At 64.0% G+C, this 22,224-nt stretch carries 20 protein-coding genes and 2 tRNA genes; 12 read left to right on the forward strand and 10 right to left on the reverse strand.

Annotation, left to right across the window (positions count from 1 at the left end; all coding sequences use genetic code 11):
- Together dapB and ACTHLA_RS08730 are read right to left on the reverse strand one after the other, a co-directional pair.
- Complete coding sequence (gene dapB / locus ACTHLA_RS08725; protein ID WP_440187458.1) at window positions 1-747, reverse strand: 4-hydroxy-tetrahydrodipicolinate reductase; 747 nt, start codon at window positions 745-747, stop codon at window positions 1-3.
- A gap of 94 nt (window positions 748-841) precedes the next feature.
- Complete coding sequence (locus tag ACTHLA_RS08730) at window positions 842-1,063, reverse strand: hypothetical protein (RefSeq protein WP_440187461.1); 222 nt, start codon at window positions 1,061-1,063, stop codon at window positions 842-844.
- Between the two features lie 212 nt (window positions 1,064-1,275).
- Here ACTHLA_RS08730 and ACTHLA_RS08735 point away from each other — a divergent pair, with 212 nt between their 5' ends.
- Together ACTHLA_RS08735 and ACTHLA_RS08740 are read left to right on the forward strand one after the other, a co-directional pair.
- Window positions 1,276-4,320: a hypothetical protein gene (locus tag ACTHLA_RS08735; protein ID WP_440187464.1), complete on the forward strand. Its 3,045-nt coding sequence runs from the start codon at window positions 1,276-1,278 to the stop codon at window positions 4,318-4,320.
- Window positions 4,321-4,390: 70 nt separating this feature from the next.
- Complete coding sequence (locus ACTHLA_RS08740) at window positions 4,391-5,833, forward strand: DHA2 family efflux MFS transporter permease subunit (protein ID WP_440187467.1); 1,443 nt, start codon at window positions 4,391-4,393, stop codon at window positions 5,831-5,833.
- 6 nt (window positions 5,834-5,839) lie between these two features.
- On the opposite strand, the gene ACTHLA_RS08745 is transcribed toward ACTHLA_RS08740, so the two are convergent.
- The 3 genes from ACTHLA_RS08745 to ACTHLA_RS08755 all read right to left on the reverse strand — a co-directional run bounded on the left by ACTHLA_RS08745 (window position 5,840) and on the right by ACTHLA_RS08755 (window position 8,188).
- Window positions 5,840-6,424 carry an acetate uptake transporter gene (locus tag ACTHLA_RS08745; RefSeq protein ID WP_440187470.1) on the reverse strand — a complete coding sequence of 195 codons (585 nt, stop codon included), beginning with the start codon at window positions 6,422-6,424 and terminating at the stop codon, window positions 5,840-5,842.
- A 243-nt stretch (window positions 6,425-6,667) separates the two neighbouring features.
- Window positions 6,668-7,117, reverse strand: coding sequence for a type II toxin-antitoxin system PemK/MazF family toxin (locus tag ACTHLA_RS08750; RefSeq protein ID WP_440187473.1), 450 nt, complete (start codon window positions 7,115-7,117; stop codon window positions 6,668-6,670).
- Window positions 7,118-7,153: 36 nt separating this feature from the next.
- Window positions 7,154-8,188, reverse strand: a complete 1,035-nt coding sequence (locus tag ACTHLA_RS08755) for a 2'-deoxycytidine 5'-triphosphate deaminase (protein ID WP_440187476.1) — start codon at window positions 8,186-8,188, stop codon at window positions 7,154-7,156.
- 67 nt (window positions 8,189-8,255) lie between these two features.
- On the opposite strand from ACTHLA_RS08755, the gene apaG reads away from it, so the two are divergent.
- On the forward strand, window positions 8,256-8,654 hold the full coding sequence (gene apaG, locus ACTHLA_RS08760; RefSeq protein WP_440187479.1) for a Co2+/Mg2+ efflux protein ApaG: 399 nt from the start codon (window positions 8,256-8,258) through the stop codon (window positions 8,652-8,654).
- An 80-nt stretch (window positions 8,655-8,734) separates the two neighbouring features.
- On the opposite strand, the gene gcrA is transcribed toward apaG, so the two are convergent.
- Window positions 8,735-9,268: a cell cycle sigma 70 cofactor GcrA gene (gene gcrA, locus ACTHLA_RS08765; RefSeq protein ID WP_440187482.1), complete on the reverse strand. Its 534-nt coding sequence runs from the start codon at window positions 9,266-9,268 to the stop codon at window positions 8,735-8,737.
- 277 nt (window positions 9,269-9,545) lie between these two features.
- Window positions 9,546-10,589, reverse strand: coding sequence for an NAD(P)-dependent alcohol dehydrogenase (locus ACTHLA_RS08770; protein WP_440187485.1), 1,044 nt, complete (start codon window positions 10,587-10,589; stop codon window positions 9,546-9,548).
- Window positions 10,590-10,752: 163 nt separating this feature from the next.
- On the opposite strand from ACTHLA_RS08770, the gene ACTHLA_RS08775 reads away from it, so the two are divergent.
- Window positions 10,753-10,826, forward strand: a tRNA-Gly gene (locus ACTHLA_RS08775).
- Window positions 10,827-11,029: 203 nt separating this feature from the next.
- Window positions 11,030-11,515, forward strand: coding sequence for a hypothetical protein (locus ACTHLA_RS08780; protein WP_440187488.1), 486 nt, complete (start codon window positions 11,030-11,032; stop codon window positions 11,513-11,515).
- Window positions 11,516-11,747: 232 nt separating this feature from the next.
- Here the strand turns inward: ACTHLA_RS08780 and ACTHLA_RS08785 are convergent.
- Window positions 11,748-11,834 (reverse strand) — tRNA-Leu (locus ACTHLA_RS08785).
- A 224-nt stretch (window positions 11,835-12,058) separates the two neighbouring features.
- On the opposite strand from ACTHLA_RS08785, the gene ACTHLA_RS08790 reads away from it, so the two are divergent.
- On the forward strand, window positions 12,059-13,033 hold the full coding sequence (locus ACTHLA_RS08790) for a complex I NDUFA9 subunit family protein (protein WP_440187491.1): 975 nt from the start codon (window positions 12,059-12,061) through the stop codon (window positions 13,031-13,033).
- Between the two features lie 38 nt (window positions 13,034-13,071).
- Window positions 13,072-14,391, forward strand: a complete 1,320-nt coding sequence (locus tag ACTHLA_RS08795) for an outer membrane protein assembly factor BamB family protein (RefSeq protein ID WP_440187494.1) — start codon at window positions 13,072-13,074, stop codon at window positions 14,389-14,391.
- Window positions 14,392-14,399: 8 nt separating this feature from the next.
- Here ACTHLA_RS08795 and ACTHLA_RS08800 read toward each other — a convergent pair whose 3' ends face one another.
- Window positions 14,400-15,200: an undecaprenyl-diphosphate phosphatase gene (locus ACTHLA_RS08800; protein WP_440187497.1), complete on the reverse strand. Its 801-nt coding sequence runs from the start codon at window positions 15,198-15,200 to the stop codon at window positions 14,400-14,402.
- Window positions 15,201-15,262: 62 nt separating this feature from the next.
- Window positions 15,263-16,462 (reverse strand): citrate/2-methylcitrate synthase, encoded by a 1,200-nt coding sequence (locus ACTHLA_RS08805; protein WP_440187500.1) that lies wholly within the window; start codon window positions 16,460-16,462, stop codon window positions 15,263-15,265.
- 223 nt (window positions 16,463-16,685) lie between these two features.
- Between ACTHLA_RS08805 and ACTHLA_RS08810 the strand changes: the two genes are divergently transcribed.
- From ACTHLA_RS08810 to pgi, 5 genes are all read left to right on the forward strand, one after another.
- A complete protein-coding gene (locus ACTHLA_RS08810; protein WP_440187503.1) occupies window positions 16,686-17,681 on the forward strand; it encodes a cation diffusion facilitator family transporter in 996 nt (331 codons plus the stop codon).
- 7 nt (window positions 17,682-17,688) lie between these two features.
- Window positions 17,689-18,417 carry an FtsZ-binding protein FzlA gene (gene fzlA / locus ACTHLA_RS08815; protein WP_440187506.1) on the forward strand — a complete coding sequence of 243 codons (729 nt, stop codon included), beginning with the start codon at window positions 17,689-17,691 and terminating at the stop codon, window positions 18,415-18,417.
- Complete coding sequence (gene queG, locus ACTHLA_RS08820; protein ID WP_440187509.1) at window positions 18,414-19,547, forward strand: tRNA epoxyqueuosine(34) reductase QueG; 1,134 nt, start codon at window positions 18,414-18,416, stop codon at window positions 19,545-19,547. Before fzlA ends, queG begins: the two co-directional genes overlap by 4 nt.
- Before the next feature lie 62 nt (window positions 19,548-19,609).
- Window positions 19,610-20,584: a glycosyltransferase family 2 protein gene (locus ACTHLA_RS08825; RefSeq protein WP_440187512.1), complete on the forward strand. Its 975-nt coding sequence runs from the start codon at window positions 19,610-19,612 to the stop codon at window positions 20,582-20,584.
- The gene (gene pgi, locus ACTHLA_RS08830; RefSeq protein WP_440187515.1) at window positions 20,581-22,185 is read left to right on the forward strand and encodes a glucose-6-phosphate isomerase; all 1,605 of its coding nucleotides are present in this window, start codon (window positions 20,581-20,583) and stop codon (window positions 22,183-22,185) included. The genes ACTHLA_RS08825 and pgi overlap by 4 nt, the downstream gene beginning before the upstream one ends.
- The last annotated feature ends 39 nt before the right edge of the window (window positions 22,186-22,224 follow it).

Consider the following 22,224-nt stretch of genomic DNA (forward strand, 5'->3'; position numbering starts at 1 on the left):
CTAAAAGCCCAGCACGTCCTGCATGTCGTAAACGCCCGGCGCCTGACGCGCGCCCCACAGCGCCGCCTGCAGGGCGCCGCGCGCGAACAGGGTGCGGTCGCGCGCCGAATGCGACAGGGTGATGACCTCGTCCTCTGAGGCGATGATGGCCGAATGTTCGCCGACAATGCCGCCCGCGCGCACGACCGAAAAGCCGATATCGCCCGGCCTGCGCGCGCCGGTGATGCCGTCGCGCGCGGCGACCTTCTTGTCGGCCAGCTCGACGCCGCGGCCCAGCGCCGCCGCCTCGCCCAGCATCAGGGCGGTGCCGGATGGCGCATCGACCTTGCGCCTATGATGCGCCTCGAAAATCTCGATGTCCCAGTCCTGCGCGTTCAGCCGCGCCGCCGCCTGCTTCACCAGTCCGGCCAGCAGGTTGACGCCCAGCGAATAATTGCCGGAACGCACAATGACCACCTGATCGGCGAAGGGCGCGATGGCGTCGATCTGTTCCGACGTAAAGCCGGTCGAGCCGATGACGTGAACCAACGGCTTCGGGCGCGCCAGCCCCTCGCTGGCGCAGGCCTCCAGCAGCTCCAGCGAAGCCTCCGGCGTCGAGAAGTCGATCACCGCGTCCACCGCGCTCAGATCGAAGCTGTCGCCCTTTTCAAAGCGCGCGACGATCGGATGCTCGCCCTCGCCCAGCACGCGCGCCACGGCCTGTCCCATGCGGCCCTGATAGCCATTGATCGCGAACCGGATGGACATGGAGCGGATATTCCCGTGAAACTGCTGCGCAGGGCATCCATACTGATTTGGGCATGGCTTGTCCACGCCGCCGCGACCGGCTCAGGCAACCGGCTCAGTACGACATTGGCGGATCGCTTTTCAGGCCCAGCAGAGTCAGAAGATGCACGAGCAGCAGCAGGCTCGCCGTAAAGGTCAGCAGCATCAGAAAGCGCCACGGCACCATGCGCGGCCCCTTGTTCGGATTGACCGGCCGCGCGCCCATAAAACCGAAAAAAACTGTCAGCAGGGCTGACAGACTCAACAGAATCACCGTAAGGGTCAAGGTCAGGTCCATGCTTCGCCTATGTCGCGGATTGCGCAGGACCGCAAGTCGCCGGCGCAGGAATTTGGCGCCGCATACCGCAAAAGCGACCGCTTCCCGTAAAATAACATCGTGCGCATCTTTCCACAGATGATTAACCCCTTGCAAGATATTGTGGTTAACAGAGTGTTTACACGCTAGATGATGCGGTTTAGGCTCGCTCCAAACCTTGCTAGGGGAATCGCATGAGCGCGGGCGCACCATGGAGTGTTAAAGGCATCGACGCCAAGGCGCGGGAAGTCGCCAAGGATCTGGCGCGCCGTTCCGGCATGACCTTGGGCGAATGGCTCAACCAGATGATTCTCGAAGGCCGCGACGTCGGCGCGATGATTCGCGATGAGGATGCGCGCAAGGGCCGTTCGCGCGCCCGTCAGGTTCCTGAAATTGATTATGATGAGGACGAAGACGAGGCTTACGAACTGGAGGCGCCCGTGTCGCGTCGCCCGTCCACGCATGCGCCCGTCTGGGCCGATCGTCCGCGCGCGCCCTATTCGACCGGCGCCCGCCCTTTAAGTTCGCGCGATCTGCGCCGCCGCTCAATCTTCGAGGACCAACCGCGCGAGGCGCGCGACAGCGAAGACCTGACCCGCGTGGCGCGCGCGCTGGAATCGCTGGGCTCGCGTATCGAAACCTCGGAAAGCCGCTCCGCAGGCGCGGTGCGCAGCGTATCAGCGGCGGTCGAGTCGCTGCTGGGCCGTCTGGAGCGCTCCGAAGCCGCCCACGCCGAAACGCGCGAAACCCTTGAAGACCGTCTGGCCGAGCAGTCGCAGACGACTTTCGACCGTCTGAGCCGCGCCGAGGCCGACACCGGCCTGTTCGCCGACCGTCTCGATCAGGCCGAACGGCTGATCGACGCTCAGGCCGAACGTCTGGAAGGCCTGTCCGGCCATGTGCGCGAGGAGCGTGAGCGCGTCGCAAAGCTTGAGGCGCAGGTGCGCGAAGGGCCGGTCGCCGAAACCGTGCGTTCGCTCGAAGGCGCGGTCGGCAAGCTGGCCAACCAGATCTATGAAGGCGAGGCGCGCAGCCGCGATTCGCTCAAGGACGTGCGCGAAGACATGCTGGGCCTGTCGCATCGGCTGACCCAGATGGAGATGCGCGACCCGGAGCGCACCGCGCAGGGCCTGATCGACAAGGTGGTGGCGCAGTTGTCGCAGCGTCTGGAGGCCGCCGAGGCCCAGACTACGGGCGCGATCCGCAATCTGGAGCACGCCTTCACGCAGCTTGAGGGCCGTATGAGCCGGGCCGAAGAGCGCGGCGACGTCACCGATCCTGAGGCTGTGCGTTCGCTGAAAAGCCTGGCCGACGACCTGTCGCGTCAGGTGGCCGATTCGCGCAACGAATGGCGTCAGGCGCTGGACGAAAATCGTCAGCAGACCCTGGAGCAGGCCGTGCAGGCGGTCGAGTCGCGCATCGGCGCCGCTGAGAAGCGTTCGGCCTCCGCCATCGAAAAGATGGGCCACGATGTGCTGCGCATCGCCGACAATCTCAACCGCCGCATGAGCGGCGTCGAGGCGTCGAGCACCGCTGGCGTCGATCGTCTGGGCCGCGACATGCAGCGTCTGGCCGAGGGCATGGACGCCCGCCTCGCGCGCAGCGAAAGTGGTCACGCGCAGGCGCTGGAGCGTCTGGGCGGCGAAATCGCGCGCATTTCCGAGCGCCTGAGCGCCAAACTTACCGACAGCGAGCGCCGCACCGCCGAAGTGCTGGCCAGCGTCGGCGAACAGGTCGGCCAGCAGCGCGATCACGCGCGCGAGGATCTGGCCGAACGCATCCGCCAGAGCGAGGAGCGCACGGCGAAGCTGCTTGAGGAAACCCGCGCGCGCATCGACGAAAAGCTGGCGCGCGTCCAGACCGAAAGTCTGCTGTCCGAAGCCGCCCGCGCGCCGAAGGCGAACGTCGCCAAGGCGGCAGACGACGATGACGGTCTGTCCAACCCGTTCGACGCGGCGCCGGATCTGGAAATCCACGCGCCGGAAGAAGCGGCTCCGCAGGCGGCGAAGCCTGTCGCGCCGCCGGTCGCCGCCGCAGACGATGACAGTTTTGACCTGACCGGCCGACTGCTGGGCGATTTCGGCGCTGCGTCCGAGCCGGAATTCGATCCGTTCGCGCCGGAGGATCTGGAGGACGCGCTGGAGCCTGCGCCCGCCGCCTCTCTGGAGGATGACGACAGCGACCCGTTCGCCGAAATCGACGCCGCGCGCAAGACCGCGCCGTCAGGTCAGGGGGCCGGTCGCGTTCAGCCCGAGGCCGCGTCGGGCTATGACGTCCTTGAGGCGCCGCTCGATGAGGCTGAACCGGTGGCCGATCCTGAACCGGAATCTTCCCTGTCGATGTCCACGCGCGACGCTCTGGCCGCCGCGCGCGCCGCCGTGCGCGCCAGTCTGGAAGGACAATCTGAACGCGGCAATCTGCTCGGCGGCCTGAAATCGGGCGTGTCGCGCCGCCAGACCACGCCCGCTAAGGATAAGGCTGGCAAGGACAAGGCGGCGGACAAGGGCGCCACCTTGATGAACGCCATGAAGGCGTCGTCTTTGGCGGTGGCTCTGGTCGGGGTGGGCGCGGTCGGCTATCTGGCCTTCAAGAATTCGACGCCGGAAGGCGCCAAGCCCGGCCAGCCGATCGCCGCCAATGTGCAGGTGACCGATGCGGTCGACGATGCTCAAAACCAGCAGGCGCTCAAGACGCGCTACGATATCGCCATCAAGGCGCTGGACGCGCGCGCGCCCGGTGCGGTCGACGCGCTGAAACAGGTCGCCAATCAGGGCTACGCCCCGGCGCAGTTCCGCCTGTCCCTGCTGTACAACGGCCAGGACCGCCTGATCCCCGCCGACAAGACTCAGGCGCGCCTGTGGACGCAGCGCGCCGCCGAGGGCGGGATCGCCAAGGCCATGTATAATCTCGGCGCCATGTATTACGAAGGCGACGGCGGATCGCAGGATCACTCGCTGGCCGCCATGTGGTTCCGCAAGGCCGCCGAACGCGGCGTCAAGGACAGCCAGTATAATCTCGGCGTGCTGTATGAGCGCGGCGACGGCGTGCCGCTCAACCCGTCCGAAGCCTATAAATGGCTGCGCATCGCGGGCAATAGCGGCGACAAGGTCGCGGCGCGCGAGGCCGATGATCTGGCCGCGCAACTGACCGACGAACAGCGTCAGCGCGCCGAATCCGAGGTGACCGGCTTCACGCCGATCACTGACGGCGCCCCGCCCATGGCCGGTTCGGAGGGCTGAAAGCCTGATCTCGCACTTGCGAGATGACGCCGCGGGGGCCATATAGACGACGTTCCCCCGGAGTGCGCCCTTGGCTGTAAAATCCGTCCTTCCCGATCTCGATGCGGTCCGGCCGCTGCTGCCCTGGCTGGTGGCGGTGGCCTTCTTCATGGAAGCGCTCGACACCACCATCCTCAATACCGGCGTGCCGGTGATCGCCGATGCGCTCAACGTCACGGCCCTGAGCATGAAGGCGGTGCTGTCCAGCTATACGCTGGCGCTTGCGGTGTTTATTCCGATTTCAGGCTGGATGGCCGACCGGTTCGGCACGCGCCGCGTCTTCGCCTCGGCCATTGGCGTCTTTACGCTCGGTTCGCTCCTGTGCGGGCTTGCGACCGATATTCACTGGCTGGTGGCTTTCCGCGTGCTGCAAGGCATGGGCGGGGCGATGATGGTCCCGGTCGGGCGGCTGATCATGGTGCGCAGCTTCGACCACCGCGATCTGGTCCGCGCCATGAGCTTCGTCGCCATTCCGATGCTGGTGGCGCCGATGCTGGGACCGCTGCTGGGCGGGCTGATCGTCGATTATCTGCACTGGCGCGTCATCTTCTTCGTCAATATTCCGGTCGGGCTGGCGGGCATGGCGCTGGTGGCGCTGAAACTGCCCAATTTCCGCGATCCGAAGCCGCGCCCGCTCGATTTTCTCGGCCTGATCCTGTTCGGTTCCGGCGTCGCGCTTCTGTCCTATGTATTGGAGGTGTTCGGCGAACATCGTCTGGGGATCGGCGGCGTGCTGGGCCTGCTGGCCATATCGGGCATATTGCTGTTCGGCTATGGGCTGCATGCGGCGAAGACGCCGTTTCCGCTGCTGCTGCTGGGTCTGTTCCGCATCCGCACCTTCGCCACCTCGGTGTCGGGCGGCTTCATCACCCGCCTCGGCGTCGGCGGCGTGCCGTTTCTGCTGCCGCTGCTCTATCAGGTCGGCCTCGGCATGACGCCGGTGCAGTCGGGTCTGTTGATCATGCCGCAGGCTCTGGGCGCCATGAGCAGCAAGCTGATCATCACCCGCCTCCTCGACCGCTTCGGCTATGCGGCCATATTGCGCGTCAACACGCTGATCATCGGCGTGCTGCTGGCCCTGTTCGGCTTTGTCGGCGCGCATACGCCGGTCTGGCTGATCATCGGCCTGGCGCTGGTGTACGGCCTGATCACCTCGATCCAGTTCACCAGCATGAACACGCTGGCCTATGCCGACGTGCCGCGCAAACAGACCAGCGGGGCCTCGACCATAGCCAGCACCCTGCAACAACTGTCCGTTTCGTTCGGCGTCGCGGTGGCGGGCCTGATCACCCTGTTCTTCCTGCCCGCCGACACCGACAACCGCGCCCTGATGATCGGCGGCCTGCACAAGGCCTTCTGGCTGCTGGGCGGCTTCACCATCGTCTCGACCCTGATCTTTGCGACGCTCAGAAAAGGCGACGGCGAGGCCGCTCCGAAGAATGACCCCGCCGGTCCACCCGCAACAAAGACGTAAATCGCTTTACAGGATCGGCTTGCCCATCGGCAGCACGTCGCGACCGAACACGCTCTTGAAGATGATCGAGAACATCATGTACCAGGCGGTCAGGGCGCACAGGATCAGGTCATAGGCGGCGGGCTTTAACAGCTCGGTATGGCCCCACTTGACCAGGGCCAGCCCCGCAAAGCCGAGCGTCAGGGTCAGGAAGGTCAGCCACATCGCCTTGGAAATATGCCAGGAGGCGATCCACAGGCCGAAGGTGAACAGGCCCCAGCCCGCCAGAATATAGGCCAGATCGCTGTCGGCCAGCTTGAACAGGGCGATGCCGGTCGAATCGCCGATAATGTAGGCGCACAGCCAGATCCAGAAGGCGCCATAGCCGACAAAGGCGCAAAAGCCGAAATTGTTGCCGGTCTTCTGCTCCATGAAACCGGCGATGAACTGGCCCAGCCCGCCGAATATGAAGCCCAGCCACAAGACCGGCGCAATGCCGATATAGCCGAGATTATGCAGTTGCAGCGCCAGGGTCGTCATGCCGAACCCGGCCAGACCGACCACGGCGGGATTGCCCAGCGCGATAGGCGCAGGCGCAGCGTCGTTTGCCATGAATGTGTTTCCTCTTAACCCGTTTGTTGTGTGGTATGCCGGAGTGGCCCCGGTCGCGCAGAAGGAAACACAGTTTTCACGCAACCGCAATCGCGTTCGATCAGAAGGGGAAGATCAATGCGGGATATGCAAAAGGCTGGCGGATCGTCCGCCAGCCTTTTTACAAGCCCCCTTTCGGGGGCAAGGACAATGTCCAGCGGTCTCAGGACCGTATGAGTCTTATAACACCCCATCCGTCTTTTTTCAACCCGTCTCGCCTTCACCGTACAGAGAGTCGGTTATAAGGCGGTGCAACGCCTTACGCACCAGGCGGGCGACGCGCTGCATGTCCGGCGCCGGAATCAGTGGAAAGACATCGTTCTTAAAGCGGTTTTGTAAGGGCCAAAGCCGCTCCGAAGCCACAGTGTAGATGTGGTTGCAAACGACCCAACTCGCTCCGCCGGGTCTCTGCGGGTGCGGATTGACAGGCAGGCGATAAGCATAAACATCGCCCTCATGATCGCGGCTCGTCAGCGGTACGACAAGATGCGGATTCGCCAGTTTCTGCCCGGATCGAATGATGATGACCGGATGAACGTCATCGAACTCCGGCAATATATTGGATATGGAGAAATCACACCAATAGACCTGCCCGTAGCGAGGAACGCTCTTGAGGCGTAAAGGCGGCTTAGGCGGTTTATAAGATTCGATCACCGGCTCCCCCCTGGCGACGGTTTTAGTCTGATCAGCCTACCACGGCTGAAAATGCTTCGACAGCTTCAAGCCCTGCTTCTGGTAATTCGACCCCAATTGCCCGTAAAGCCGCGTCGGCTTGTCAGTCAGCGGCTCATAGACGAGGCGCGCGACGGTCTGGCCGTCCTCCAGCAGGAAGGGCGTCTCATGACAGCGCACCTCCAGCACGCCTTTAGAGCCGGTGCCTTGCGCCTCCTCGGTGCCGAAGCCGGGATCGAAAAAGCCCGCATAGTGGACGCGGAACTCGCCGACGCCGGGGTCGATGGGCAGCATTTCGGCGGCTTCGCGCACCGGGATCTCGACATTGGTTTTCGAGGCCAGAATGTAGAATTCGCCCGGATCGAGCAGCAACTCGCCCCTGTTGAACCACAAGGGCTCCCAGTATTTGCGCGGATCGTGCCCGGCGATGTGATCGAGGTCGATAATGCCCGCATGGCGGCGGGCGCGGAACCCGACCAGCTCGCCGGTCAGATCGACGCCGCAATCGGTGGTGTAAAGCTTGGGCGAGGCGCCGCGCTTTAAGCGCAGCTGATTGAGCCGCGTGCCGGTGCGCGCCAGCACGGTGAAGGTCTGCGGCGCGATCTCCAGATAGGTCGGCCCGCTATAGCCCTCGACCACATCGTCGAACAGGTCGCCGCAGTCGGTCAGAAGCCGCACGAAGACATCGACGCGCCCGGTCGAGGACTTCGGATTGGCGCGCGCCGAAATTCCGGCGGGCAGGTCGAGCCGCTCCTGCAATTCAGCGATATAGACGCAGCCCGATTCAAACACCGCGCCGCGCGTTAAGTCGATCTCGTGCATCTCGACATCCTTGAGCCGCTCGGCGACCGTGCGCCCGCGCGGCAGGAAGGAGGCCCGCACCCGCCAGGCGCGCGCGCCCAAGCGCAGGTCCAGACTGGCCGGCTGCACCTGATCGGCGTCGAAAGGCGAGGCGCTTGTGATTGCGCCCGCCTCGATCAGCGCATTCAGCCCCTGCATTGGCAGGATGCCGGGCTTCTCGGTCGGATCGGCGGGCTGGGTTTCGAGCGGCATGAGACTATCTTTGCAGGGATGGGCTGACCATTTAAGAGAGATTTGGTCACTCAACAAGCGTTAAACCATGCCCTATCAAACCATTACCCACGCCATCGCCATTTCGGTCGAGGTCGAATATATCCCGTCAGACCGGCACGGCCACGGCGCGGGTCGCCACGTCTGGGCCTATCATATCCGCATGGAAAACCGCGGGACGCACACGGTACAGCTCAAGACGCGGCACTGGACCATTATCGACGCCAACGGCCATGTCGAAAAGGTCGATGGCCCCGGCGTGATCGGCGAAACCCCGGTGCTGGCGCCGGGCGAAAGCTTTGCCTACACCTCCGGCTGCCCGCTCCCGACCGAGTCCGGCGCGATGAGCGGCCACTATCTCTTCGCGCGCGACGACGGCGCCCTGTTGCAGGTCGCGATCCCGGCCTTCTCCCTCGACCGCCCCGGCGCAAAGCGCACGCTGAACTAAAACCTGCGCCGCGCACGCCGCCTAAACGCAAACGCCCGCCGGACAAACCGGCGGGCGTCTCACTTCCTGAAACCCGGAACCTACAGATAGCGGCGCAGCGACCGCGACAGATCGGCGCCGTTATCGCGCTTCTTGGCCTTTTGCGACGGCTGATAGGCGACGCGCGCATGTTCGACGCAGTAGGGCGCGCCGTCCGACGCCACGCGGCCGCAGAAGGAGAACTCGTCAGAGATCGGATCGCCGATCGGCCACTTACACATCTTGGAGCCGAGCGTCAGCACGGTCGCCGTGCCGGGCGTCTCGACATAGGGCGTGGCCGGGGTGGAGATCACCGGGCGCGCGACCATCGGCTCGTTACGGCGCGGCGCGGCGGCCTGCGGGCGCTCGTTGACGGCGCGCTCGGCATTGCCGACCGGACGCGACGGACGCGCGGGTTTGTAAAGCGGACGGGTCGGCTGCGACGGCGCGGCGCGGCCCGACAGGCCGAGGCGATGCACCTTGCCGATCACGGCGTTGCGCGTGACGCCGCCCAGCGTCTTGGCGATCTGGCTGGCGGAATGGCCTTCCTGCCAGAGCTTTTTCAGGGTTTCCACCCGTTCGTCGGTCCAGCTCATTTTACGCTCCCGTCCCACATAGCTTGCGGCTTAAAAGCGATCAAACCACAAGATATAGATTGATGCCGAAGAACCCGCTCTTCGACTGTCAACAGATGGTAAACCAATTGTTAAAAACCGCAATATATGGTGGTTGGGGAATTTCAACCTGTCCACACCTATCTAGATGTAGTGTTTGAATGATCCACACATGTGGACAACCATGCCTTGGACTGCGCATAACAAAAAAAGGCCGCCCCACGAGGAGGCGGCCTTGATCGTCAAAGCTTTGGCGGGTTCAGAGCGACGCCATATCAATGCTGAAGCGATATTTGACATCGGATTTCAGCATACGCTCGAAGGCCGTATTGATGTCCTTGATGTCGATGACCTCGACATCGCAGGTGATGTTGTGCTCGGCGCAGAAGTCGAGCATCTCCTGCGTCTCGGCAATGCCGCCGATCAGCGACCCGGCCAGAGAGCGCCGCCCCAGGATCAGGCTGAACGAAGCCACCGGCGTCGGGTTTTCCGGCGCCCCGACCAGACACATGGTCCCGTCGCGCTTCAGAAGGTTCAGATAGGCGTTGAGATCGTGTTCCGCCGACACGCAATCAAGGATGAAGTCGAACGATCCGGCGTGCGCCGCCATTTCGTCGGCGTTCTTCGACACCACGACCTCATGCGCGCCCAGCCGCTTGCCGTCCTCGATCTTGGACGGCGAGGTGGTGAACAATACGACCTGCGCGCCCAGCGCCGCTGCGAACTTCACCCCCATATGGCCAAGCCCGCCGAGGCCGACAATGCCGACCTTCTGGCCCGGTCCGACCTTCCAGTGGCGTAAGGGAGACCAGGTGGTGATCCCGGCGCACAAAAGCGGCGCGGCGGCGGCGGGATCGAGCGCTTCCGACACCTTCAGCACAAAGCCCTCATAGACGGTGATCGCCTTGGAGTAGCCGCCATAGGTGAAGCCGCCGGTGTGCTTGTCGGGCGAGGCGTAGGTCTGGGTCATGCCCTGTTCGCAGAACTGCTCGACGCCGTCGCGGCAGGCCGAACACACGCGGCAGGAATCGACCATGCAGCCGACCCCGACCAGATCGCCCGCCTTGAACTTCGTCACCGCCGAGCCGACCTTGGCCACGCGCCCGATGATTTCGTGGCCGGGAACCAGCGGATAGGTGGAAAAGCCCCACTCATTGCGCGCCATGTGCAGGTCGGAATGGCAGACGCCGCAATAGAGAATGTCGATCTGGACGTCCTCAGGCGTAGGGTCGCGGCGCTCGAACGAAAACGGCGCCAGGGGCGCATCCGCCGACGGCGCTGCGTAAGCTTCGCATCGAAACATGAAAGTCTCCGGGAATTTGGGAAATAAGGGGAGGATACCCAACTCCCATATAGGTCGCCCCGCCGCTTCCGCCAGATCGTCCCCAGCCGATTGGCCGTCTTTATCCACCACGGACACGCGCCTGTTGACGCCGCCGCGCCAGTTATGGCATCAGCGACCTCACGCGGGTGTAGCTCAATGGTAGAGCAGGAGCTTCCCAAGCTCACGACGAGGGTTCGATTCCCTTCACCCGCTCCAAATTGTCGGCCGACGCATAAGGCTGGACTTCGGCGCATAATATTGGACGCGTTCTCATCGGGCAGTTGGCGTTGTTTCCTCAGCCAAGCGCGGTCGCCAGGCAGGGGCTTTGAAGGGGCGGACCCGGCTCAGATTTCACCTTACCTTTGCTGCGCCCGGCTGTAACAATCGGCGCTTCCTGAATGTGAGCAAGTCTTGGAACCATGACTCAGCCCGGTCGCCGCAAAAGCACAAGCCCGCCCGTCTATGAGCTTCGCGCCAAGCGCAGGCTGAGGTGGATATCGCACCTTGTAAAAACGGTCGGCGAGGTCTGCGCGCCTGATCTGTGTGACAAGTTCGGCATATCGCGAAGGCAGGCTTCCAGCGACCTGTCGCTCTATCAAAGGCTGTTTCCAGAGGTCATTCATTACGACCCCAGCATCGCCAGATATGTGGTTGTAGGCGAGCCCCCGCCTGAACACGACAAGGGCAATGCGCGCGTCGTGGTCAGGATGCTGCCCGATGGCGACTGTTCCGTTCTCGTCGATAACGCCGCTCCGGTGCAGGTCTTTATTGTCGGGCTCGACGGAGTCGTCAGGGAGATCAACACGCTGCAAGGCGTGGTCACGTCGGACATGATGGACGCGCTGATCGAGGATGGCGACCTGCGCGCTTTTCTAGGCGAAAGGCGTGCGGAGAAGCCGTCCTGAGCCATTCCCAATCCGCATCGCAAGCGGCTTTGCATTGCCTAAACGATGTCGGTCATCGCCATTGCGAACGTCCCAAATCAGGAACGCACCGCCGAGAAATCCCTCCCCCCAAATATCCCCCAACTCAGGCGAATGCGGGCGAACTTCGGCAGACGGAGTTGACCTCAACGCCTAGTAACCAGCACATTTCAAAGGGGTTTTCAGTTTTCGCGAATGGCCGCGAACCCCAAGATGGTGCCCAGGAAAGGACTCGAACCTTCACGGCCGTTAAGCCACTGGCACCTGAAGCCAGCGCGTCTACCAATTCCGCCACCTGGGCACGTCTCTTAGGTGGTCTGTCCCCGCCGTCTCCGGCGAGGCGGCGACCTATAGGGGGAAAGTTTTTCGCGGTCAACGGCTTTTTGTGCAGCTATTCACAAAAGTTTCGGGCGCGCCCGCCTAACCGGTTGCCTGAGCCGGAGGCTTGGTTTATCGAGGCCATATAAGGCGGCGCCTGCCTTTTCAGGGTCCGGCGCCGCAGGTGTTCATTTCAGGATGTCGCGCATGGTGCAACTGGTCACGGTTTTCGGCGGTTCGGGTTTTGTCGGCAAGCAGGTGGTGCGGGCCCTGGCGAAAAAGGGCTGGCGCGTGCGCGTCGCGGTGCGCAGGCCGACCCTGGCCTATGATCTCAAGCCGAACGGCGATGTCGGGCAGATTCAGGTCGTGCGCTGCGATGTGCGTAAACCTGAGGACATCCAGGCGGCGCTGCACGGCGCGGACGCGGCCATCAATCTGGTCGGCATTTTGATGCAGGGCGGCGGCCAGACCTTTGACGGCTTGCAGCATCAGGCCGCCGAGGCGGTGGCGCAGGCGGCCGCGGCCAAGGGAATCAAGGACTTCGTACAGATGTCGGCCATCGGCGCCGACCCGAAGTCGCCTTCGAAATACGCCGCCAGCAAGGGTCTGGGCGAACAGGCCGTGCGCAAGGCGATCCCGACCGCGGTGATCGTGCGCCCCAGCCTGATCTTCGGGCCGCAGGACGGCTTCTTCACCTCGCTGGCGCAGCAGATCAAGAGCCTGCCCTTCATGCCCGCCATCGGCGGCGGCAAGACCAAGTTCCAGCCGGTCTATGTCGGCGACGTGGCGCAGGCGATTGCGCGCGCCCTGGGCGATCCGGCTTGTTACGGCCAGACCTATGAGCTGGGCGGACCGGAAGTTTTCACCTTCAACCAGCTTGTCAGCTACACGGCTGAGGAAATCATGACGCCGCGCGCGCAGATCTTCATGCCGTTCGGCCTTGCGTCGCTGATCGGCGTGGTCGGCGACATCGTGGCCGGTCTGCATGGCGTGCTGCCGGTGCTGGTTCCGGCGCCGCCCCTGACCAGCGATCAGGTCGCCCTGCTCAAGAGCGACAATGTTGTGAGCAGCGGCGCCAAGGGCCTGAACGATCTCGGCATCGCCGCCACCGCGGTGGAGTCCATCCTGCCGACCTATCTGTGGCGCTTCCGCAAGAACGGTCAGTTCGCGGTTGCGGCCTGACAACCCATAACAGCCGCGTCCGGCGGCGAGGGGGAGGTTTGAAGTCTTTGATTGGCTGCGCCGTCATTATGGCGGCTACGACGGGGTGCGCCCATGCGGCGGACTGGCCGATGTTCATGAAGGACGCGCGCCATAGCGGCCTCGCCAGCGATGCAGCGCCGGCGCCGGAGGCCATGCGTCATCTGCATGAGGTCTGGCGGATCGACCTGCCGACCGGGATCAGCGCCTCGCCGGTCGCAGCGGACGGACGGCTCTATATCGCCGCGGAAAATGGCGATCTCTACGCCTTCGATCTGGCGACGCGCAGGCGTTTATGGCTTTACCACGCCGAGGGTGGACTGGCCTCGACCCCAGCCGTCGCCGACGGGCGGCTGTTCGTCCTGAGCCGCGATGGCTATGTGCAGGCGCTCGACGCTAAGAGCGGAGCGTTGAAATGGCGCTTCGCCACCGGCGGCGAGGCGCGTTACGCGCAGGTCGGCGGCTATGGCCTGCCCAAAGAAATGGGGCCGGTTCCCGATCCGTGGGATTTCTGGCTGTCCTCGCCACTCGTGGCGGATGGCAGGGTCTATATCGGCTCCAGCGACGGCCATATGTACGCGCTGAACGCCGACGACGGTGCAAAACTGTGGGCGTTCGATGCAGGCGCGGCGATTCACGATGCGCCGGCCTTGAGCGACGGACGGCTGGTGTTTGGCGCGCTGGACACGCAGGTGATCGCGCTCAACGCCGCGACCGGCGCGAAGCTGTGGGGCTTCAAGGGCGGCGTCGATGCGCAATACGGCGTGCTGGTCGGGGTTCCCGCCGCGCCGACCCTTGACGGCGATACGGTCTATGTCGGGACGCGCGATGCGCATCTCTATGCCTTCGACGCGGCGACGGGCGCACGGCGCTGGACCTATGACGCCAAGGGAAGCTGGGTGCTGACCACGGCGGCGGTCGATGCGGACAGCCTCTATTTCGCCACCTCCGACACCGGCCTGTTCGTGACGGTGGATAAGGCAAGCGGCGCCGAGCGCTATCGGGTCAAGACCGGCGTCTGGACCTACGCCTCGCCGATCCTGATCGGCGGGCGCTATGTCGCCTTCGCAACCATGGACGGCGTGCTTGAGGTCATCGACAAGACGACGGGCGCGCCGGTCTGGCGCTGGCAAAGCCCGGAAGGGGCGGCGGACGCCGATCATCTGATCGGCGCCGACGGCAAGTTCGACGCCAAGATTCTGTTCGCGCCCGATCAGCAGCTTCAGGGCGCGGTCGAAAAGGTCAAGGCGATGGGCGCCTTCATCGCCTCGCCAATCTGGGTTGATGGCGAATTGATCGCGGCCGACGCCAATGGCCATGTGCGGGCCTTCGCCCCCTGACCTGAGTTTCAGAGCGCGTGCAGGCCGTAGATCAGGAACAGGCCTGCGCCGCCGACGACCACTCGCCACAGAGCGAAGAAGCCATAGCCGCGCTTTGAGACGAAACCGACGAACGGCTTGATCACCACAAGCGCCGCCACAAAGGCGACGACAAAGCCGATGGCGATGGCGCCGTACTGATCGGGGGTCAGCGACTTATAGCTCTTGACGAAGTCGAGCGTGAAGGCGCCCAGCATGGTCGGGATGGCGAGGAAGAAGGAGAACTCCGCCCCGGCCTTTTTATCGACCCGGCTCAACATGCCGCCGATCAGGGTCGAGCCGGAGCGCGACATGCCGGGGATCATGGCCAGACACTGAAACAGGCCGATCAGCAGCGAGGTCTTGAAGCTGAGCTGCATCGAGTCGTGATATTCGGGTTTCGGCGCATATTTATCGACCAGCCACAGCGCGACGCCGCCGACAATCAGGGCGACGCAGATGATGGTCAGGTTTTCAAACATCTCGCCGATCAGCTTGTGGATGATCACCCCGATCACCGCGGCGGGCAGGAAGGCGACGATGACGCTGAGCGCGAAACGGCGCGCTTCGGGCCTGGTCGGCAGGTCGATGACGGCTTTCCACAGGCGCTGGAAATACAGCACCACCACGGCCAGAATGGCGCCGAGCTGGATCATGACGGTGAAATTGCCGCCGGGATCGGAAAATTGCAGCAGTTTCTCAGAGATCAGCAGGTGCGCGGTCGAAGACACGGGCAGAAATTCGGTCAGGCCCTCGATCACGCCGAGCAAGGCCGCAAGCAGATTGTGCATGGAAAACCCCAGGGATGGAGCCTTCTCTCATAAGCGGGTTTTTCCGCCGCGGCAAACGGCGATTACGCCTCGATCTGCGGATAATCGCCGATATAGCGCAGGCGCGCCTTCGGGGCCGAGCCGGACTGCATCTGCTCGATGGCGTGGGCCAGCCAGCCCGCGCTGCGGCCTATGCCGTAGAGGGTCAGCGGCGCCTCGCGCGGCAGGTCGAGATGGCGGCCGATCAGGGCCAGGGCCAGCGGCAGGCCCGCGCCCTGACCGGTCAGGTCTTCACCCGCCTTGAGCACGTTTTTCAGGTCGGCGCCCATTTGCGGCGCCGCCTCAATGAGGTTGTGGGCGCGCGCCTGTTCGGAGGCGGAGACGGGTTTTTCAAAGCCCGGCAGCTCAAGCCCGCGGTCGAGATAGGACTTGGCCAGGGCCTGCGGATTGCCGTGACGGCGCACCTGGGTGACATAGGATTCGGCGCGCGAAATGCGCCCGCCCAGACGCGGCCCCATCACGGTCGCAAAGCCCGCCATCACCGGCCCGGCCAGCGGCCCTAAGGTGGCGGCGGCGACGCGCGCGGCGAAGGTGGCGTCATCCAGCGTCGTATCGGCGCACAGGACCAGAGCCCGGCGGATCAGATCGACATCGGCCAGATCATAGACCTTCCAGGCGCGCGCCAGCCTCTGGTGAAAGAACAGGCGCGGGCCGCCATTGGTGACCGCATCGACCATCTCATTGATCAGACTGGCCGCCTCCAGCTTCAGGTCGCGATTGGGATCGACATCGGCCAGCGCGTCCTCCTCCATGCGGCGGCTGAGCATGGACAGGACGCGGGTGCGCGGCCCGCCAGGAAAATTGACGTCAGGGCGCGGCTTGAGCGGCCCGAACGGATTCGCAACCGAGCTTTGCCACAACAGGGCGGCGACGGCCTCGAAATTCTCGCGCCCGGCCAGTTTCAGACTGTCCTTGCCGCGATAATAGTGCCGCCCGTCCAGGGTGATCGAGATTTCGGTGTCGATGGCCGCCTCGCCGCGCACGGCGGCGCCGACCGGCAAAGCGGGGGTGAACGACAGGTCGCGCGCATCCTTACGCGCCTCCGGCCCCCGACCGCGCCGGGTCAGACGCTCGACGTCGTCGAGCGCATAAAGGCTCATGCGCGGATGATTGGGGTCGCTGCGCGCGGCGATGCGCTGGCGGCTGACATAGGCGTAAAGCGTTTGCGGCTTGACCTCAAGACGCGCGAGCGCCTCGGAGCGGCTGATCCAGACTCGTGACATGAGACGCGTCCCTAACCTGTCGATGTACGAACTTTCTGTGCTCAAAAAATCAATCTTGATTTTCCAACATGCCACGTAACCGTCCGTCTGGCTACGCCGCATTTAGATTTGATTAACACTATTTGCAGACGTGATTTTTGGCCTGACATGAATACGGCGCCGTAAGGCGTTCCGCCTCCAGTGCGCGCTTTGCGTCACCTTGGCGACATGATAAGACATTTCCATGACCCAGACGCCACAGACGCGCCTTAATTGGCTGAATTTCCGCAACTTGCCGCCCGAACGCCTGGTGATGACGGCGTCCACCCTGTCGGTGTGGGTGGCGGCCCTTTTGGTCATTGTGAAGCTGTACACTGTGATCGTGTCCGGCTCGTCCTCGGTGCTGGCCTCGATGACCGATTCCGGCCTCGACCTGATCGCCTCGCTGATCACCTTCTTCGCCGTGCGCTACGCCAAGACGCCGCCGGACAAGGAGCATCCGTTCGGCCACGGCAAGGCCGAAGCCTTCTCGGCCCTGTTTCAGGCCGGTCTGGTCTTCGCCTCGGCGGCGCTGGTCATGCAGGACTGCGTGCGCCACATGCTGCATCCTGAGCCTTTGCAGAACACCGGCCTCGCTGTCGCGGTGCTGATCGTGTCGATCGTGCTGACCCTCGCTCTGGTCAGCTTTCAGAACATGGCCCTTCGCGCCTCGCAATCGGTGGCGATTTCGGCGGACCGCATGCACTATCTGACCGACCTCGTCACCAATCTGATCGCCCTGGTCGGCGTGGCCGCGGCGATGCTCGGCTTTCCGGTTGTCGATGCGCTGGCGGGCTTTGTGATGGCGGGCTGGTTCGTCTGGGGCGCGGTGCAGGTGCTGCGCGAAGCCGCCTCGCACCTGATGGACGAGGCGATGGGCGAGGCCGATGTCGATCATATCGAGGCGCTGGTGCTGGAAGACCCGGCCATACTCGGCGTGCATCAGTTGCGCACGCGCCTCAACGGCCCCTATATCGCGGTGCAGATGCATATCGAGCTGTCGCCGCGCCTGAGCCTGTCGGACGCGCACCGCATCATCATCGCCGCCGAAAACCGTCTGCTGGCCGCCTATCCGAACGCCGATATTCTGATCCATCCCGACCCCAAGGGCGAGGCCGATCCGCACGGCGGCGTTTTCCACCAGGAAGACGGCGAACGGGACGACGCGCGCTTTGACTCCCTGGAGGCGAATAAGGCATAAGCGGAACATGTCAGCCTCCCCCGCCGCCCCTGCGCCAGGCGCCTATGTGCGTCAGCTTTATCATTTCGCCTTCGATCCGCATTCGCGGCTCGTGCGGCTGGCTCTGGGCGAAAAGAAGCTGAGCTTCGAGGACAACCCGGTCCGTTACTGGGAGCCGGACGACGCTTTTCTACGCCTCAACCCGTCGGGCCTTCTGCCGGTGCTGACCGAAACGCCGGAAGCCGGATCGCAGGGGCAAAATCACAGGATCTGCGAAAACCGCGCCCTTCTCGAACATCTCGAAGAGGTCGCGCCGACGCCGAACCTGTGGCCGCGCGACATCAACGAACGCGCCGAGGCGCGTCGCCTCGTCGGCTGGTTCGAGCGCAAGTTCGACTATGAGGTCAACGCGCTTTTGCTGCACGAAAAGATGGAGAAGCGGCTGATCGGCGGCGGCGCGCCCGATATCGGCGCCATGCGCGCGGGCCGCGAGGCGCTCAAAGACCATTTGCGCTATTTCGAGAGCCTGCTGGCGACGCGCGACTGGCTGGCGGGTCAGAGTCTGTCCTACGCCGATTTCGCCTGCGCGGCGCAGTTGTCGGTGCTCGACTATTTCGATGAGGTCAACTGGACGCGCTATCCGCACCTGAAGACCTGGTACATGGTGATGAAGTCGCGCCCGTGCTTCCGTCCGCTGCTGGCCGACAAGCTGCCGGGCGTGCCGGCGTCGCGGCACTATGCCGAGCTGGATTTTTGACGCCCGAAGCCAGCCTTTCCGACCGCATCCGCGCCGAGGCGCATCAGCTTGGCTTTTGCGCCGCGCGGTTCGCCCCCCTGCCCGAAGTCTGGGCCGCGTCGGAGCGGCTGGAGGCGTTCGTCGCGGCGGGCCTGCATGGCCAGATGCACTGGATGGAGGAGACGCTGGCGCGGCGCAGACATCCGCGCCACATGTGGGAGGACGCGCGTTCGGCGCTGGTCCTCGGCTATAATTACGGCCCCGAAACCGATCCGCGCGATAAGTTGGCCATGCCGGACCTGGCCAATATCAGTTGCTATGCCCGCAACGAAGACTATCACGAGCTGATCAAGAAGAAGCTGAAAACGCTGGCGACCTCGATCGTCGCGCAAACCGGCTGCGAGCTGAAGGTGTTTGTCGACACCGCGCCCCTGATGGAAAAGCCGCTGGCGCAACTGGCGGGGCTGGGCTGGCAGGGCAAGCACACCAATCTGGTGTCGCGAGACTTCGGCTCATGGCTGTTTCTCGGCGTTATCCTATTCGACCGGGTGCTGGCCGAAGACGCGCCGGAGCGCGATCATTGCGGCTCGTGCCGCGCCTGCCTCGACGCCTGCCCGACCGAAGCCTTTATCGCGCCCTACCAGTTAGATGCGCGCAAATGCCTGTCCTATCTAAGCATCGAATATCGCGGCGCCTGGCCGCAGGCGTTCCGGCGCGCCACCGGCAACCGCATCTATGGCTGCGACGACTGTCTGGCCGCCTGCCCGTGGAACAAGTTTGCGAAAGAAGCACAGGATTTAAAGCTGCGAACGCGCGACGGTTTCGACGCGCTGCAACTGACCGATCTGGCGCGACTGGACGATGCGGCCTTCCGCGCCCTGTTCAGCAAGTCGCCGGTCAAGCGCATCGGACGCGACAGCTTTGTGCGCAATGTCATCTATGCGCTCGGCAACGCCTATCGTGCTTCTGAAAAAATAGACATAAAATCCGTTCTTGAAGAAAAGCTAACGGAATCAAACCCTGTTGTGCGTAACGCCGCCGTCTGGGCGCTGAAACAGGCGCAAAATAATAGCGATTTTTCGGAAATGAAACGCCGCTATGCGCCGCTGGAACACGACCCGGACGTGCTGGCGGAATGGGAGGCGGCGTGAGGGAAAGGAAAGGGCTTGATGATCTTCACCCTCCCCTGCGCAGCGGGGGAGGATATTAAGTCGTGAGCGACCTGACCCTGATTACCCTCAGCTACCGCTCCGGCGCGCAGATCACGCGCTGCCTCGAAGCCCTGTGCGCGCAGGACGCTGACATCATCCACGCCGATAACGGCTCGGACGATCTCGACATGGCGGCGCTGGCGGCGCAATTCCCGCGCGTGCGGCAGGTGCAGCACGGCGCCAATCTCGGTTTTGCGGCGGGCATGAACCGGGCGGCGGCTCTGGCGACGACCGAATGGATCGGTTTCATCAATCCCGACGCCTATGTCGCGCCGGACTGGGTGGACGCCATGCAAGCGGCCATGCGCCGCCATCCCGACGTGTCCATCTTCACCGCCCTGCAACTGAACGCCGATGCGCCGCGCCTGATGGACGGGGCGGGCGATTGCCTGACCTTTTTCGGCTTTCCCTATCGCGCAGGCCTCGGCCATCTCGCGCCGGAGGATTTGCAGGACGCGGAGGTCTTCGCCCCGTGCGGCGCCGCCTTTATCATCCGCCGCAGCCTGTTCGCGCAATTGGGCGGTTTCGACGAACGCTTCTTCTGCTATTGCGAGGACGCCGATCTTGGCTTCCGCGCTCGGTTAATCGGTGAGCGCTGCGTCTTCGTCCCGGCGGCCAGGACTCTGCATGTCGGGTCGGCCTCGACAAGCGTGCGCTCGGACTTCGCGCTGTGGCACGGCTATCGCAACCGTCTGTGGCTGTACCTGAAATCCATGCCGCTGCTTCTGTTGCTTATCACCCTGCCCATCCATATTGGTCTTACCCTGATCGGCGCGCTCAAGGATACGCTCAAGGGCCGCAAAGCCTTGCCGTGGAGCGCTCTCAGCGCGGCCATAACGGGCGTCGGACCAATTCTGGCGGCGCGCAAAAATATTCAGCGCGCGCGGCGGATAACGTCTTTACGGCTGGCCAAAAGCTTGACATGGAACCTCGGCAAAATCACGCGCCGCGCTATTGATCACAGGAGACTGCCATGACCCTCGACGCCCTCAAAGCCCAGGCCGCCGCCGACGCCAACGCCGTGATCGTCGATCAGTTCAAGGCCGATCCCGACCGCCTCGCCCGCATGAGCCTCGACGTGGCGGGCATCCATGTCGATGTCTCGAAACAAAGCTGGACACGCGCCGGTTTCGACGCCGCCATCGCCGCCGTGGAAGACGCCGGCATCGCCGCAGCGCGCGAGAAGATGTGGACCGGTCAGGTCATCAACGTCTCCGAAGGCCGCGCCGTGCTGCACGTCGCCCTGCGCGACACGGACGCCGAAAACCTGCGTCTGCGCGGGACCGAGATCGCCCACGACGTCAAGTCGGCGCGCGACGCGATGCGCGACTATGCGGGCGGCATCCGCTCCGGCGAGATCGTCGGCTGCACCGGCAAGCGCTTCAAGACCATCGTCCATATCGGCATCGGCGGTTCGGACCTTGGCCCGCGTCTGGTGTTTCAGGGCCTGACGCCCTTGCAGCCGCAGATCGACATCCGCTTCGTCGCCAATGTCGACGGCTCGGAACTGGCGCTGGCGCTGGCGGGCCTTGATCCGGCGGAGACGCTCGTGATCGCCGTCTCCAAGACCTTCACGACGCAGGAGACCTTGGCCAACTTCCTCACCGCGCGCGACTGGCTGGTCAAGGCTCTGGGCGAGGACGGCGCCAAGGCCCACATGGCCGCCGTCTCGGCTGCGCCCGACAAGACCGGCGCCTATGGCATCGCGCCGGACCGCGTCTTCGGCTTCAAGGACTGGGTCGGCGGGCGTTATTCGCTGTGGTCGGCGGTCAGCCTGTCGCTGATCATCGCGCTCGGCTATGAGGTTTATCAGCGCCTGCTGGACGGCGCCCGCGCGATGGATCAGCACTTCCTGACCGCCCCTCTGTCGCGCAACGCCCCGGTCTGGCTGGCGGCGGCGCAACTCTACAACCGCATCGGCCTCGACCGCCCCAGCCGCGCCGTCATCCCCTACGTGCATCGCCTGCGCCGCCTCGCCGCCTTCCTGCAACAGCTTGAGATGGAATCGAACGGCAAGCGCACCTCGCCGACCGGCGCGCTGCTCGATGTGAAGACCTGCCCGGTAGTGTTCGGCGATGAGGGCACCAACGCCCAGCACGCCTTCTTCCAGATGCTGCACCAGTCCGAGGACGTGATCCCGCTGGAATTCATCGCCGCCGCCAAGAACGCCGAGGCCTCGCGCGACATGCAGCAGAAACTGCTCTCCAACGTCATCGCGCAGGGCGAGGCCTTCATGGTCGGCAAGTCGCTGGCGACCTCCGAAGACGAATGCCGGAGCTTAGGCTTCGACGCCGAAAAGACCGCGCAGATCGCGCCGCAAAAGGTCTGCCCCGGCAACAAGCCGTCCTCGCTGGTGCTGCTCGACGAACTGACGCCGGAAAGCTTAGGCGCGCTGCTGGCCCTCTATGAGCACAAGACCTTCGTTGAAGGCGTGGTCATGGGCCTCAACAGCTTCGACCAGTGGGGCGTGGAACTGGGCAAGACGCTCGGCGTCAAGGTGCTGAAAGATATTCAAGGCGCCGAAATCGCGCCGCACGATCCCTCGACCACGGCCCTGATCGCGCGCGTGAAGGCCTGAGCGAACGGTTTGACACCCCGGCTCGGCGGGCGGATAAAA

This window comes from Asticcacaulis sp. (assembly GCF_051956075.1).
Classification (GTDB): domain Bacteria; phylum Pseudomonadota; class Alphaproteobacteria; order Caulobacterales; family Caulobacteraceae; genus Asticcacaulis.